Source organism: Flavobacteriales bacterium TMED191, from assembly GCA_002171975.2.
GTDB lineage: Bacteria > Bacteroidota > Bacteroidia > Flavobacteriales > TMED113.
In genome coordinates, this window is the sequence record NHIO02000039.1 from 13,368 (window position 1) to 29,329 (window position 15,962).

Genomic DNA, 15,962 nt, shown 5'->3' on the forward strand with positions numbered 1-15,962 from the left:
CTTTTTAGATTATATTTATAACTATAATGCGAACTATTTACATAATATATTTTTCATTGACATCTTTTTCGTTTTCTCAGTCGGATATTTGTTGGATATATTTTACAGATAAAGATTGTGATTCATCAATTAGTTTGTCCCAGTTTTCTCAAAATAAACGTTTTATAAAAAATATTCCTATAGATTTTTATGATTATGCCATCTGTGAATCTTATATTGAAATTATAACAAGTCATGATATTAAAATTCGTCGAACCTCAAGATGGTTAAACGCTGTAAGTGTTGAAATTAAGTCTCAGATGATTTTAGACTCATTATTGTCATATGATTTTGTTAAACAAATAAAACCATTATTAAAATTAGTGCCAGAAAAAAAAAATNTTCCCTATCAATTTCATAAGTCAAATACTTCATTAAGGGTTAATTCCAACTTGTCTTATGGTGTTTCTTCTAATCAAATTGATATGTTGGGAGGGCTTGATTTACATAATTTAGGTTTTTTAGGTAGTGGAATTAATATTGCAGTTTTTGATGCTGGTTTTATTGGCGTTGAATCTTTGCCTATTTTTAATAATTTATGGCTAAATAATCAAATTACTCACACATATGATTTTGTAGATAATGATACTGATGTTTTTAATGGCAGTGTGCATGGAACTATGGTTCTTTCTACAATGGGGGGCTATATGTCCGATAGTTTAATAGGAACTGCTCCTGATGCAAATTATTTATTATTTAGAACTGAAGATTCTGCCTCAGAAACTTTGGTTGAAGAAGATTACTGGGCAGCTGCAGCTGAATATGCAGATTCAATTGGCGTAGATATTATTAATTCTTCATTAGGTTATACTATTTTATATGATGANACATTAAATAGTCATTCATATTTTGATATGGATGGAAATTCTACCATCATAACTCAAGCCGCGGATTTTGCAGCTTCTAGAGGAATATTAGTTGTTAATAGTGCGGGAAATAGTGGGAATAATGGATGGTATTATATTGGTGCGCCTGCAGATGGAGATAGTGTATTGGCTGTTGGTGCAGTTAATGAATTAGGTCAAATAGCTTCGTTTAGTTCTAGGGGACCTACATATGATGGACGTGTTAAGCCTAATATATGTGCACAGGGTGTATCTTCTGTTGTTGCTGATCAAGACTCAACAATTAGATATGCAAATGGCACCTCTTTTTCAGCACCTATCGTCTCAGGTTTATCCGCTTGTTTATGGCAAGCTTTATCAATGCAGAACCCAGATATTAATAACATGGATATTTTTGAGTTGATTCAGAATTCTGCCCATTTATTTGCGAACCCCAACGATTCTTTAGGTCATGGTATTCCAAATTTTTACCTTTGTTTTCTAAACGATTTAGAAACTAATCCANATTTAGAAGATTTAAAAATCTATCCTAACCCTTATTATGATTATTTTTCTGTCGATTATAGTCTTGAGAAAAACACTCTCATAAAAGTTTATAACACAACAGGTAGTGTTATTTTTTCAAAGTATTTAGAAAAAGATCAAAATAAACTTATTGTTAATGAATTGTCACATTTATCTAAAGGTGTTTACTTTTTAGAGTTTAATAATTCTCAGTTTTACCCTATTATTAAAAGATGAAAAATAAGATTACTCAATTATTTTCAGTTCAAGAACCNATTATTCAAGCTGGCATGGTGTGGTGTAGTGGGTGGCGGTTAGCATCTGCTGTTAGTAACAGTGGGGGACTTGGGATTATTGGTTCTGGCTCTATGCGTCCAGATGTTTTAAGGGAACATATTCAAAAGTGTCGCCTTAATACTAAATATAATTTTGCTGTGAATTTGCCCCTTCTTTTCCCTTATGCTTCTGAACATATTGATATTATAATTCAAGAAAATGTCCCTATTGTATTTACTTCTGCGGGTAACCCTGAAATTTGGACTCAAAAATTAAAAAAACATAATATCATTGTTGTTCATGTTGTGTCTAATTTGAAATTTGCAAAAAAAGCATTTAAAGCAGGTGTTGATGCATTAGTATGTGAAGGTTTTGAAGCAGGTGGTCACAATGGTAGAGAGGAAATGACAAGTTTTTGTTTAATTCCATTAATTAAAAAACATGTTAACTTACCTCTAATTGCAGCCGGAGGAATATCATCCGGGTTTTCGATGTTAGCTGCTATGATTCTTGGTGCAGATGGAGTGCAAATTGGAAGCAGATTTGTCATGTCTAAAGAGAGTTCAGCTCACATTAATTTTAAAAATAAAATTTCGTCATTAGAAGCAGGAGATACTATTTTAACTTTAAAAGAAATTACACCTGTAAGAATGATTAAGAATGCTTTTTATTCTGAGTTAAAAAATGCATATTTAAATAATGCGTCAGTTACAGATTTAAATAATATTTTAGGAAAGGGAAGAGCTAGGAAAGGTATGTTTTTAGGTGATTTGGTAAATGGAGAACTAGAAATTGGTCAGGTATCCTGTTTATTAGAAAAAATACAACCAGCATCTGAAATTATGCAAGAAATAATTAACGAATTTAATTTCGCTAAATCAAAGGTTAGTCAATTATAAAATGTTTTATTTTATATTATATCTTAATTTTTCTTAAATTTGCACCCCATTTATAAGTTATTTTATGAATTTTAATCATTTGTTAAAAGAAGGTTTGACATTCGATGATGCCTTGTTAGTTCCTTCATACTCAGAAGTTTTGCCTAGTGATGTTTCTACTAATACTTTTTTTTCTAGGAATATTAAACTCAGTATACCAATAGTATCTGCTGCTATGGATACAATATCTGAGTCACAAATGGCTATTGGTTTATCTAGAGAAGGAGGTATTTCAGTAATTCATAAGAATATGTCTATTAAGGATCAAGTGAAGCAGGTAACTTCTGTAAAAAGATCTGAAAGTGGATTAATTTTAAATCCGATTACATTATTTAATACTGCTACAGCCTCAGAAGCTCAACAAATTATGATTGATAATAATATTGGCGGTATACCTATTCTTAATGAGAACAATAAATTAGTTGGAATTATTACTAATAGAGACTTGAGATTTGAAAAGAATCTAAATCAAAGTGTCGCTAATATTATGACATCATCAAATTTAATTACAACAGATAAATCAACGTCTTTAGAATCAGCAGAAGTTATATTACAAAAAAATCGTATTGAAAAACTACCTGTTGTAGATAAAGAAAATAATTTAATTGGTCTTATTACATATCGCGATATTATGAAGGTCAAGGAACAACCAAAAGCATGTAAAGATTCTTTAGGAAGGTTACGTGTTGCTGCTGCTATTGGGGTAGGTTCGGATGCTATATTAAGATCAGAGGGTTTAGTAAATGCGGGAGTTGATGCATTAGTTATTGATACTGCACATGGACATAGTAAATTAGTAGTTGATACATTAACAGAAATTAAATCAAAATTTCCTAAAACCGATTGTGTAGTGGGTAATATTGCGACACCTGAAGCTGCAAAGTTATTAATTTCTAAAGGTGCTGATGCAGTCAAAGTTGGTATCGGACCAGGTTCAATATGTACTACACGGGTTATATCTGGTGTCGGAGTTCCACAGCTAACTGCAATTTTTGAAGTTGCTAAATTAGCCAATGAAGCCAACATACCTGTTATTGCAGATGGTGGAATTCGTTTTTCTGGAGACATTGTTAAAGCTCTTGCAGCTGGCTCTTCTTCAGTTATGTTAGGTTCCTTATTGGCTGGCTTGGAAGAATCCCCTGGCGAAACCGTCATATATGAAGGGAGAAAATTTAAAACTTATAGAGGTATGGGTTCGATTGATGCTATGCAAAGGGGGTCTGCTGATAGATATTTCCAGGACAGTAAAGTTACTAATAAGAAGATTCCTGAAGGGATTGTTGGAAGAGTACCTTACAAAGGTAAGTTGAAAGAAGTCTTGTTTCAGTACATAGGTGGATTAAGGTCAGGTATGGGATATTGTGGAGCTAAGGACTTACTGCAACTAAGAAGTGCTAAATTTACTAAAATAACAAGTGCTGGTGTTAACGAAAGTCACCCACATAATGTTACAATAACCAAGGAGGCTCCTAATTATAGTCGACGATAACTTTATTATACAATGAGAAAATCAATATTATATTTTACAATTTTTATATGTTGTAATCTTTTTTCACAAGATTCTAACACTCTTTTTTCTATTGGAAAAACACAAATAGATGTTTATGATTTTATGCAAAATTATTATAAAAATAAGTTAGATACTGATACACTAGAAATTAATGAGTCCTTAAAAGAGTATTTAGATTTATATGTTAAGTTTAAGTTAAAAGTTGTAGAGGCTGAACAATTAGGTTTAGATACCGTATCCTCATTTCAGAGAGAGTTAGAAGGATATCGTAAACAACTAGTCAAACCTTATTTGACTGATAATAAGGTGTCTGAATTATTATTGGATGAAGCTTATGAAAGATTAAAATATGAAGTTTCGGCTAGTCATATTTTAATACAAGTCAACGATAATAATGACACACTTAAATCCTTTAATAAAGCTATTGACATAAAAAGAAAGTTGGATGAAGGTGAGAGTTTTGTAAGTTTAGCTCAAAAATTCTCAGATGACCCGTCTGTAAAGGAAAACAATGGAAATTTAGGTTACTTCTCTGCTTTATATATGGTTTATCCATTTGAGACAGCAGCTTATAATACTGACATAGGCAATATTTCGGATATCGTTAGAACAAGATTCGGATATCATATTTTACAAGTTAACGATAAACGTTTATCTAGAGGAGAAGTTAAAGTAGCACATATTTTAATTAGAAATAATAATGAAGGTGCAGATAAATTAAATTCTTCAGCCCTTAATAAAATAAATGAAATTCACGATTCATTGCTAGCGGGTGTAAATTTTTCTACTCTAGCAAAAAAATTCTCAGATGACAAGAAATCTGCTGTTAATGGTGGTGAGTTAGATTGGTTTGGAACAAATAAAATGGTAAAAGAGTTTGAAGATGTTTCATTTTCTTTAGATTCAATTAATGCATTTTCAAAACCTTTTCAAACAGATTTCGGCTGGCATATTGTTAAATTAATTAATAAAAAGAGCCTGCCTTCTTTCAGCGACATTAAATCATCCCTTAAAAAACGTATTGAGAGAGATTCTAGATCACAAAAAACCAGGAATATAGTTCTGGATAGATTAAAAAAAGAATGGGGTTTTGTAGAGAATTTATATGCAAAAGAATTTTTTTACAATGAAATTAATGATGAGTTTTTAAGCGGGGGGGATATTTTGGAAAAACTAAATGGAGTAGGTCATATTATGTTTGTGTTTAATAATCAATATGATGTAAAACAACGTTATGTTTTTCAAGAAGATTTTGCAAATTATTTAAATTCTTTTAAATCTAGATTAAATGCAAAAAATATAGATAATTATAAATTAATTGTTGATGAATTATATGACACATTCAAAGAACAAATGATTTTAGAAGTTGAAAGCGCTAATTTAGAAGAAAAATATGATGAATTTAGACTTTTATATAATGAATATCATGATGGTATTTTAATGTATCAATTACAAAAAGATGAGGTGTGGGATATGGCTATTTCGGACACCTTAGGTTTACAACAATATTATTCTGATAATAAAACTAATTATGTTTGGCCAAATAGAGTAAAAGCTAAAATTTATTCTTGCAGTGATATAAATATACAGAAGAGAGTAAAGAGAAAGTTAAAGCGTGGGAGTGATAGTCAAAATTTATTAAATACCATTAATAAATCATCAACATTAAACCTTTCTCTCAATGAAGATATTTTTGCTCCAGGCGACAATTCTCTCATTGATAAATTTATTTTTGATGTATCATTTGATAAATTAAGTCAGAATGATTTGATTATAACAACTGATAATAATATCATTTTCATAGATAGTCTACTAAATTCTTCGTATAAGCTATTAGAGGATGTTAAGGGAGTAGTTATATCTGATTATCAAATATTTTTAGAAAAAAAATGGCTAAGCAGATTGGAAAAAAAACATAAGGTAATTATTAATAATGAATTATTTGCTTTAGCTCAAGCAGGAAAGTTTAATTCTAAACATGATTTATTTGACAACAGTTCCAATAACTTAAAGATTGATTCAGAGACAAGTTTTAATTCTATATTTATACATACTACTAAGTTACTTGGGTCTTCACAAAATACTTTTTTTGGTTGGAATGGTAAAATTTATAATACAGCAATCCAATAACATTTGATGTTCAAAAAAATATTTTTCACAATCTGCCTTTTTCTTCTTTTTTCTTGTCATAATCAAGAAAAAAATAGAAAGAAAGTTGCTAGAGTTTTTGATAGTTACTTGTATTATGATCAATTACCTAAAACCTTAAACAATCAGGACAGCATAATTTTTGTAACAAATTTTATAAATCAATGGGCAACTAAAGAACTTTTAGTGAATAAGGCCAAATTTAATATAGATGATAGCGATCCGTCTAGCATTGATAGTCTGGTACAACTTTATAGATCTTCTCTACTAACGCATTATTATAAACAATTTTTAATACAGATGCATTTAGATACAATTGTAAATGACAAATTAGTGGAAGACTACTTTCAAAACAATATTGATAATTTTCATTTAAAAGAGGATGTGGTTAAATTACAATATGTAAAAATTAAAAAAATTGCTCCTAACATTAACTATTTAAAAGATAATTTTCCCTCAGATAGTGATGATTTTTATGATTATTGCTTACAGTTTGCGGAAAAATTTTTTTTAACTGATGTTGATTGGGTAAGTTGGTTAGATGTTGTTAATGAACTTCCTGAAGAGTTCTATGACTTATTAACGAATATGCAAAAAATAAAAAAAAATCATGTAGTAGAACTAGAAGATAGCACTTACTTGTATTTTCTTTTTATTCAAGATTTTAAACTAAAAGGTACTTCTTCACCGTTAGAATATGTATCTTCGTTAATCAATAAAATTATTATTAATAAAAGAAAAAAAGAACTTATTAATAATATAGAAAGAGATTTAGTTGAAGATGCTATAATAAATAATAATTTTGAAATTTATGATTAGATTTTTCTTATTCACATTTTTGATGTTTACTGCATATTCTTCTTCACAAGAAAGAGTTTTAGTAGATGGAGTTTATGCTGTTATTGGCGATCATGTAATTTTCTACAGTGATATTGAAGATCAGATTCTTCAGTACAAAAATCAAGGTTTAGTAATTGATGATGAGGATGATATGAGAGATAAAATAATTGAAGATTTATTTTATCAAAAAATGTTACTACATTTTTCGACACAAGATAGTTTAGAGGTTGATATAGCAGAACTTGAAAATACAGTAAATCAACGGATTTTATTTTTTCAAGAGCAATTAGGTTCACAAGAAAAAGTAGAGAACTATTTTAATAAATCTATTAGTGAATTAACTGATGAATTAACACCAATAATAAATAATCAACTCTTGATACAAAAAATGCAATTTGAGATAACAAAGGACGTGAGTGTCTCCCCATCAGATGTAGAAATTTTTTATAATTCTTTTAATGTAGATAGTCTTCCATTAATTCCTGATCAATATCAAGTTGCTCAAATTATTAAAACTCCTAAAGCTGCCACTGAATCTGTTGAAGAAACACTTTCTAAATTAGAAGATTTAAGAACAAGAATTATGAATGGTGCAGATTTTGCTACTATGGCCATTTTATATTCTGAAGATCCTGGTTCGTCCAGAAATGGAGGTGCTTATTATAATATTAATAAAGGGGATTTTGTTAGAGAGTTTGAATCAGTTGCATTTAGCTTAGATGTGAACGAGTTGTCAGAAATTTTTAAAACTGAGTATGGTTATCATATCGCCCAACTAATCCAAAGAAAAGGAAATAAAATTGATGTTAGACACATATTAATGACTCCAAAAATATCCAATAATGATATGCTCGCTGCGAAAGATTTTTTAGATTCACTAAGATTAGAGATTATTGATGATGAAATTAATTTTGAATCTGCTGCGAAAAAGTTTTCTTCTGATAAGAGTACAAGATACAACGGCGGCTTATTAATTAATCCAAATACAAATAATTCTTTTTTCACTCAGGATGATTTAGATCATGTTGTTTACAATGAAATATCAACAATTTCTGTTGGGTCTATAATAAAGCCTATTTATATAAAACTTGAAAATGGCGCTGAAGCGTATAGAATAATTAAACTTGTTGATAAGAAAGATGAACATATTGCTAATTTAGATGATGATTATGTGTTTTTGAAAAATTATTGTTTTCAATTAGAAAAAGAAGAGGTGTTGAAGGATTGGTATCAAAAAAATCTACCAAAATTACATGTTCAATTTACTGACAAATCAGTTGAGCATGACTTTTATAAAAATTTATTAGAACAATGAATAATAGTAAAGATATTAAATTAATAGACAAATTAGTTTCTAAATATACATTGGCAAATACTGAAATTTCTAAAGTTATTGTTGGACAAAATCAAGCTGTTAAACAAATATTAAGTACTATTTTTGTTGGAGGCCATGCTTTATTAATTGGAGTTCCTGGACTAGCAAAAACTTTATTAGTGAATACAATATCACAAATACTTGGTCTACAATTTAATCGTATTCAATTTACTCCCGACTTAATGCCTTCAGATATAATAGGTAGCGATGTGTTAGATAATGATAGACAATTTAAGTTTATTAAAGGACCAATTTTTTGTAATATTTTATTAGCCGATGAAATTAATCGCACTCCTCCAAAAACTCAATCTGCTTTACTTGAGGCCATGCAAGAAAAGACAATCACTGTAGGAGGACAGGCACATCATTTGTCTAGTCCTTTTTTTGTATTAGCCACTCAGAATCCAATCGAACAAGAGGGAACATACCCATTACCTGAGGCTCAGTTAGATAGATTTATGTATAGTATTTATTTAGACTACCCAACTCTTGAAGAGGAGGTTGATATAGTAAAAAGAACTACATTATCTAATTTAGCTGAAGTTAAATCATTATTTACAATTGAAGAGATATTAAATTATCAGAATTTAATTTTAGACATACCGGTAAATAATAATGTTATTCAATATGCAGTTGAATTAGTTCATAGAACTAGACCTAACCGTGATAAATCTTCTGATTATGTTAATAAGTATATAAGTTTTGGGGCTGGTCCAAGAGCTTCACAGTACTTGGTTTTAGGAGCAAAGTTTAATGCAATTTTAGCAGGAAAGTACTCTCCTGATATTGAAGATATTCAGCACGTTGCTTCATGGGTTTTAGCGCATCGATTAGTTAAAAATTACAAGGCTGAATCAGAGGGGGTTTCCACGTCAGATATTATAAAAAATCTAATTTAAATCTAACTGACCTAATATTTCTAAAGCAATTTTCCTAGTATTTTGTGGGGGGTATTTGTGATAGTGTGATATTTTTTTTTGAAATTTACTATCTTGTTTTAAAATTTTAATCCAACCCTCCTTAATTAATTTCTTTAACCAAATTACATTTCGTTTATTTCTATTTAATTGAATAGTATTATTATTCCAATTTTTCTGAAATAAGGACTCAATCTTATTCCATATTTCTTTTATATTAGAATTTTTTAATGCAGAGCATGTGAAAATATATTGTTTTTTTTCACTTGACATATTTAGATGATTCTCTAGGCTAAATTTAACTTGTTTAGCTTTTTCAAAATTTAAATCCATTTTATTAATGATTATCATGTCACTTAATTCTAAGGCACCTTTTTTAATAAATTGTAAATCGTCTCCATTTTCAACTAATGTTAGATATAAAAATAAATCTGTTATTAGTTGAACAGACATTTCTGATTGTCCTACACCAACAGTTTCAATAATAATGATGTCATACCCAGCTGCTTCACACAAAGTAATAACATCCTTTGTACTATTGTGAACTCCACCTAGTTTTCCATTATTAGGAGATGGTCGTATAAATGCCAAATCATTATTTGCTAATTTTTGCATTCTAGTTTTGTCCCCCAAAATACTTCCCTTAGAAATTGTACTACTTGGATCGATAGTTAGTATAGCAACTTTATATTTTTGTCGAACTAAATACAAACCTAATGACTCAATAAACGTACTTTTGCCAACTCCAGGGGTTCCACTAATTCCAATACGTATAGTTTTTCTTTTTAAATCTATACAGTTTTCAATTATTTCAACAGATTTTTTTTGATCCTTATCTAAGGAACTTTCGATTAGAGTAATTGCTTTGCTTAGAATAAATCGATTATTTTTTAAAATCCCGTTTAAATACTCTTTTGTAGTCATTGTTTAAATTAATTCTTTTAATATTTCTAATGCAGCCTCTACAACAATTGTTCCTGGTCCAAATATTTTTTTAACTCCTTTATTTATTAGGTATTGATAGTCTTTTTTTGGAATAATACCTCCTGCTATTACCATAGTATTATTATTTCCCAGCTCTTTTAAACATTGGATTAGATTTGGTATTAGTGTTTTGTGTCCTCCTGCTAATGATGAAATACCAATTATATGAACATCATTTTCTATAGCTTGTTTTGCAATTTCTTCTGGTGTTTGAAAAAGTGGTGCAATATCAACGTCAAAACCCATATCTGAAAAACTAGTTGCAATGATTTTAACACCCCTATCATGTCCGTCTTGACCAAGTTTTGCTGTTAGGATTCTTGGTCTACGTCCATATTTGTGTTTAAATTTTTCAGTTAAAGTCTGAGCTAAGATAAATTGTTTGTTTTTGTTTTGTTCCATAGCATAAATTCCTGAGTTTATTATTGTATTTGCTTGATAACGTCCAAAGATTTTTTCACAGGCATATGATATTTCTCCTAATGTAGCTTTATTTTCTGCAGCTTGAATAGCAAGTGAGAGTAAATTCTGCTTATTTGTAGCACACCCTTGAGATATTTTATCTAAGTATTTTTTTACAAGTTTTGGATTTCTACTTTCTTTTATTTCTTCAAGTTTTTGTATTTGTTTTTTTTGAACTTTTTTGTTGTTAATTTCTAAAATATTTAAGTCTTTATTTTTTTTATTTTGAAAGCAATTTAAACCAATAATTAGGTTGTTAGCATTGTCAATATTTGCTTGTCTTTTTATCGCCGATGCTTCGATTTTAAGTTTTGGAATTCCTTTTTCAATTGCCTTTGACATTCCTCCTGCCTTTTCTATTTCTTTAATATAGTTCTTAGCTTTTGTTAAAATCTCATGTGTTACTTTTTCTAAGTAATATGATCCTCCAAATGGATCAATAGTTTTACATATATCGGTTTCTTTTTGTAAAAACAATTGAGTATCTCTTGCTATTTTTGCGGACTTTTCAGTCGGTAGGCTCATTGCTTCATCTAATGCATTTGTGTGAAGTGATTGAGTCCCTGCAAGTACTGCAGCCACAGCCTCTATAGTTGTCCTAGTAATATTGTTTTCAGGTTCCTGTGCAATTAAGCTCCAGCCAGATGTTTGACAATGTGACCTTAACATCATGGATTTAGGATTTTTGGGTTTAAATTTTTGCATCATTTCTGCCCATAATATTCTAGCTGCTCTTATTTTGGCAATTTCTGTAAAAAAATTCATACCAACGCCCCAGAAAAATGATAGTCTTGGAGCAAATTCATCTATTTTTAATCCTGAATTTATTCCTGTTCTTACATACTCAAGACCATCTGCTAATGTGTAAGCAATTTCAATATCAGCACTAGCACCTGCTTCCAACATGTGATATCCACTAACACTTATACTGTTAAATTTCGGCATATATTTTGATGTGTATTTGAATATATCACTTATAATTCGCATTGATGGATTTGGTGGATATATATATGTGTTTCGCACCATAAATTCTTTTAGTATATCGTTTTGAATAGTACCACTTATTTTAGAGAGCGGTATTTTTTTTCTTTTTGCTACAACAATAAAAAAGGCCATAATTGGTAAAATTGCCCCATTCATAGTCATTGATACAGAAGTGTTATGTAAATCAATGCCATCAAATAGTATTGACATATCTTCAACACTATCAATAGCTACACCTGCTTTTCCAACGTCACCTAATACCCTTGGATGATTAGAGTCATAACCTCTGTGAGTTGGTAAATCAAAAGCAACTGAAAGTCCACTTTGTCCTGCTTTTAAATTTTTTTTATAGAATTTATTAGATTCTTCAGCAGTTGAAAATCCGGCGTATTGACGAATAGTCCATTTTTTATCACAATACATTGTTGAGTAAGGACCTCTTAAAAACGGTGGTTTACCTACTCCATAATCTAAATGTTGAATCTTTTTAATATCATCAATTGAGTATTTAGATTTTAATTTTATACCTTCAGCAGTCTCCCATGTTGTATTTTTAGTTTTGTTTGTGTATGAATTCTGCTTCTTTAACAAAAATTCTTGTGTAATTTTTTCAATTAAATAACTACCATTTAGACTATCAGCAACTTTATTAAAAAAAGATTCATATTTTAAAATTAATTGTTGTTGGATATTTAAATTTTTTCCAGCAATTGAATCAATTATCAGTGAGTCACACCCCCCTAATATTGCCCCAATTGATTTAGTACACGATTCTATTAGAGGATGTGTTTTATTTTCATAAACGTTCACTCTACATTCTATGTAGGGAGGACTATGAAATATTTTTTCAAAGTTAATTCTAAATGCTCTTAAGTAACTAATTTCCCCAAGGAACAAACTGCTTGGTTTATAAGTAAACAGGATATTTGTTGGGTCTAAGAAAGTTTTATCAATTTTTTGATAATTAAATGATGATATATCAATTTGATGATAATGGAATTTCGGAAGTATTTTGATATAGTTAGTGTAGTCTTTTTTTGAAATATTTTTTATATAAAATGAACCAAATAGTTGTTGAGTATTAATTTGTCTTTGTTTAGCTATTTCTACTAATGAGTTAATAAGAAAATCAATTTTTTCAATTTTTTTAAAATTCAATCTAATAATATCAATTTGAATATTCTTAAGAATAATTTCAAGATTATGTTTTTTGAAATTTAAAAAAGTAATAGAATCAACTCCTTTTTCAAGAAGCTTTATGGCTTCTTTATTTGCTTTTTTTTCAGAAATGATATCCACTTCTGATGCAATTAACCATTCTCCATTTTTATTAAATGTTGTAGTATCGTTTATTTCATCCTTAAAATATATTGGGTCAAAGGACTTGTTTTTATAGTTAAATGAAATATCTCGATGATTGATACTAGCAGACCAATCTTGTTTTCTTTGCTTTTGAAAACTATTTTTATCAAATAATTTACTTTTTTTCATATTTCACTTTACTATTCAATTATGAAAATTTCTTCATTTTTTTTTGATAAAAACATTTCTTGTCTAAAATATTTTTCGAGTTCTTGTGATAATGTATCTTGAGATAATGTTTTAATTATGTCGAGGTCAGTTTGAATTTCTTTATTATAATAATTTATATCTTGCTCTATCTTTTTTATATGTTGTGATTTCTTTATTTGATTCTTGATAGAATGAGTATCAAAAAAAGCTATCCATACACAGAAGACGAATCCAGATAAAAAATATTTACTTTTCATCCATTCAGGTGTTTTGTTGTAAACTTCTTTAAGTCGATTCATTTTTCTAAAAATGGATATCTATAGTTTTTGTCCGGTAAAAAATTCTCTTTTATTGTTCTTGGTGATACCCATCTTAATAAATTTAGATGAGATCCAGCTTTATCATTTGTGCCTGATGACCTCCCACCACCAAATGGTTGCTGAGATACAACGGCTCCGGTCGGTTTATCATTAACATAAAAATTACCTGCCGACATTTGTAAGTATTTTAAACTTTCGTTAATTATTTTTCTATTTTTTGCAAATACTGCACCAGTTAATCCATATTCTGATGTTTCATCTATAAGTTTAAGAGTTTTATCAAAATTTTTATCTTGATATATAAAGATAGTTAAGATTGGTCCAAATAATTCTTCTTCCATTGTGAAAAAATTCGCTTTTTTTGTAACTATTACTGTTGGTTGAACGAAATAACCTACACTTTTATCTACCTCGCCTCCAAAAATAATTTCAGCAGATTTATTTTTTTTAACTTTTTTAATGACCTTGCTTAATTTATCAAATGATTGTTCATGAATAACAGCATTCATGAAGTTAGAAAAGTCTTCTGGGTCACCAACGCATATAGTTTTTAGTTCTTTGATTAGTTCATTTTTGATGCGTTTCCATAAGCTAGAGGGGATATATGCTCTAGATGCAGCTGAACATTTTTGTCCTTGATACTCGAATGCACCTCTTATTAGAGCGGTTGTTATTTCTTTAATGTCAGCAGAATTGTGCGCAAGAATAAAATCCTTTCCCCCTGTTTCGCCGACAATTCTTGGATAATTTTTATATAGTTGAATATTATTTCCAATAGTCTTCCATATATTTTTAAATACTTTTGTTGAACCTGTAAAGTGAACACCTGCAAATTCACGGTGTTTAAATATTATATTACTTGTCATAACAGGATCTGTATAAATTACATTAATAACTCCATCAGGAAGTCCTGCTTCTTTTAATAGCTCAATGATAACTTTAGTAGAATAAATTTGACTATCAGAGGGTTTCCAGACAATTGTGTTTCCCATTAACGCAGGAGCAAAACATAAATTCGCAGCAATTGAGGTGAAGTTAAAAGGAGTAATAGCAAAGACAAAACCTTCTAGGGGTCTATATTCCATTTTATTCCATATTCCTTTTGATGATTCAGGTTGTTTTTGATATATTTCATTAGCAAATTTTACATTAAAATTTAAAAAATCAATTAGTTCGCATGATGCATCAATTTCTGCTTGAAAAATATTTTTTGATTGACCAATCATAGTTGCAGCATTTATTTTTTGTCTAAATGGTCCTCTAAGTAACTCTGCAGCTTTCAAAAAAATTGAGGCTCTCGCAGCAAAGTCCATAGATGCCCATTCTTTTTTTGCTTTTAATGCAGAATCAATTGCATTCATGATATGATTTTTGTTCCCTTCATAATATTTACCTACTATATGTTTATGATTATGAGGAGGGTAAATATATTTTGTTTTATTAGATTTTACATTTTTACCGTTGATAAACATAGGTATATCAACTACCTTTTTCATTAATTTATTATACTCTGATATGGCTTCTTTTCTTTCAGGTGATCCTGGTTTATAGGATTTGACTGGTTCACAATTTTGAGTAGGTATTATTGGGATACAGTTATTCATTATTTTTTAATTTAAATTTAGTTTTTAAAATTAATAATAATAACATTAGTTTAAGCTATTAGATGTGTTTTTTCCTATACCAATTAATCTATCATAGTTGCTCCATGTTGGCGAGAAATACAAATATATAGAGTACTGGTTACGTGTTTCTTGATAGTCTGAGTCAAGATATTCTATTTTTTTGTCATGATTTTGTGTTACATAATTATAGTTATAGTAACCCTGCTTTAAATATAAATAACCATAGTACTCTTGATTTTTGTCATTATAATTCATTTTTGCTTCAGGTAAAATTTCCCAATTTGTTAACTCTCCATAGATAAAGATGTCCTGCTTAATCTCATTAGCTTTTAATTTAAAATTAACTAGTGCGTATTCCGCCTCATAATCTTTATTTTTATTTTCCGAAATAGACGTGACATATTTCCCATTTAAATCATATTTGAATTCATATTCTGGAGAATTAAAAATAAAATCGTCATTTAGTTGAACATGGTAAATTTGTTGATTTTGTATTATTTGCTGTTCGATTGAGTAGATATTTTTACCGTAATATCTTAAACTTTTTATATCAAAATCACGATATTCATTTCCTCCTAAAAATGAAATTTCTTCTTGAAAGTCATATTCAATAGTATTTTGATCAATGAAACTTGGTGGAGGATTATTAATTATATCACTCCAGTCATCATTTTTTTGTATAA

Annotated in this window: 12 protein-coding genes; 7 read left to right on the forward strand and 5 right to left on the reverse strand. The window is 29.2% G+C overall.

Features of this window, described 5'->3' with window-relative positions; genetic code table 11:
• Window positions 1–26 precede the first annotated feature (26 nt).
• The 7 genes from CBD51_004460 (at window position 27) to CBD51_004490 (ending at window position 9,374) form a co-directional block, all read left to right on the forward strand.
• Window positions 27–1,625: a T9SS C-terminal target domain-containing protein gene (locus CBD51_004460; GenBank protein RPG58716.1), complete on the forward strand. Its 1,599-nt coding sequence runs from the start codon at window positions 27–29 to the stop codon at window positions 1,623–1,625.
• Window positions 1,622–2,563, forward strand: a complete 942-nt coding sequence (locus tag CBD51_004465; protein ID RPG58717.1) for a DUF561 domain-containing protein — start codon at window positions 1,622–1,624, stop codon at window positions 2,561–2,563. The genes CBD51_004460 and CBD51_004465 overlap by 4 nt, the downstream gene beginning before the upstream one ends.
• Window positions 2,564–2,627: 64 nt before the next feature.
• Window positions 2,628–4,091, forward strand: coding sequence for an IMP dehydrogenase (gene guaB, locus CBD51_004470; GenBank protein ID RPG58718.1), 1,464 nt, complete (start codon window positions 2,628–2,630; stop codon window positions 4,089–4,091).
• Between the two features lie 12 nt (window positions 4,092–4,103).
• Window positions 4,104–6,242 (forward strand): hypothetical protein, encoded by a 2,139-nt coding sequence (locus CBD51_004475; GenBank protein RPG58719.1) that lies wholly within the window; start codon window positions 4,104–4,106, stop codon window positions 6,240–6,242.
• A 6-nt stretch (window positions 6,243–6,248) separates the two neighbouring features.
• The gene (locus CBD51_004480; protein RPG58720.1) at window positions 6,249–7,079 is read left to right on the forward strand and encodes a hypothetical protein; all 831 of its coding nucleotides are present in this window, start codon (window positions 6,249–6,251) and stop codon (window positions 7,077–7,079) included.
• Window positions 7,072–8,415 (forward strand): hypothetical protein, encoded by a 1,344-nt coding sequence (locus tag CBD51_004485; GenBank protein RPG58721.1) that lies wholly within the window; start codon window positions 7,072–7,074, stop codon window positions 8,413–8,415. The genes CBD51_004480 and CBD51_004485 overlap by 8 nt, the downstream gene beginning before the upstream one ends.
• Complete coding sequence (locus CBD51_004490) at window positions 8,412–9,374, forward strand: AAA family ATPase (GenBank protein ID RPG58722.1); 963 nt, start codon at window positions 8,412–8,414, stop codon at window positions 9,372–9,374. The genes CBD51_004485 and CBD51_004490 overlap by 4 nt, the downstream gene beginning before the upstream one ends.
• Here CBD51_004490 and meaB read toward each other — a convergent pair.
• The 5 genes from meaB to CBD51_004515 all read right to left on the reverse strand — a co-directional run.
• Window positions 9,366–10,316 (reverse strand): methylmalonyl Co-A mutase-associated GTPase MeaB, encoded by a 951-nt coding sequence (meaB, locus tag CBD51_004495; GenBank protein RPG58723.1) that lies wholly within the window; start codon window positions 10,314–10,316, stop codon window positions 9,366–9,368. The two genes, CBD51_004490 and meaB, sit on opposite strands and share 9 nt — an antisense overlap.
• Before the next feature lie 3 nt (window positions 10,317–10,319).
• Window positions 10,320–12,437, reverse strand: a complete 2,118-nt coding sequence (locus CBD51_004500) for a methylmalonyl-CoA mutase (GenBank protein RPG58729.1) — start codon at window positions 12,435–12,437, stop codon at window positions 10,320–10,322.
• 887 nt (window positions 12,438–13,324) lie between these two features.
• A complete protein-coding gene (locus CBD51_004505; GenBank protein ID RPG58724.1) occupies window positions 13,325–13,633 on the reverse strand; it encodes a septum formation initiator family protein in 309 nt (102 codons plus the stop codon).
• Complete coding sequence (gene pruA, locus CBD51_004510) at window positions 13,630–15,258, reverse strand: L-glutamate gamma-semialdehyde dehydrogenase (GenBank protein ID RPG58725.1); 1,629 nt, start codon at window positions 15,256–15,258, stop codon at window positions 13,630–13,632. Before pruA ends, CBD51_004505 begins: the two co-directional genes overlap by 4 nt.
• Before the next feature lie 45 nt (window positions 15,259–15,303).
• Window positions 15,304–15,962: DUF5103 domain-containing protein (locus tag CBD51_004515; GenBank protein RPG58726.1), on the reverse strand; the 659-nt coding region annotated here is incomplete at its 5' end.

Coding starts and splice junctions, on each gene's coding strand:
- guaB (RPG58718.1), top strand. CDS start 2,628: ATGAATTTTAATCATTTGTTAAAAGAAGGTTTGACATTCGATGATGCC.
- CBD51_004475 (RPG58719.1), top strand. CDS start 4,104: ATGAGAAAATCAATATTATATTTTACAATTTTTATATGTTGTAATCTT.
- CBD51_004480 (RPG58720.1), top strand. CDS start 6,249: ATGTTCAAAAAAATATTTTTCACAATCTGCCTTTTTCTTCTTTTTTCT.
- CBD51_004485 (RPG58721.1), top strand. CDS start 7,072: ATGATTAGATTTTTCTTATTCACATTTTTGATGTTTACTGCATATTCT.
- CBD51_004490 (RPG58722.1), top strand. CDS start 8,412: ATGAATAATAGTAAAGATATTAAATTAATAGACAAATTAGTTTCTAAA.
- meaB (RPG58723.1), bottom strand. CDS start 10,316: ATGACTACAAAAGAGTATTTAAACGGGATTTTAAAAAATAATCGATTT.
- CBD51_004505 (RPG58724.1), bottom strand. CDS start 13,633: ATGAATCGACTTAAAGAAGTTTACAACAAAACACCTGAATGGATGAAA.
- pruA (RPG58725.1), bottom strand. CDS start 15,258: ATGAATAACTGTATCCCAATAATACCTACTCAAAATTGTGAACCAGTC.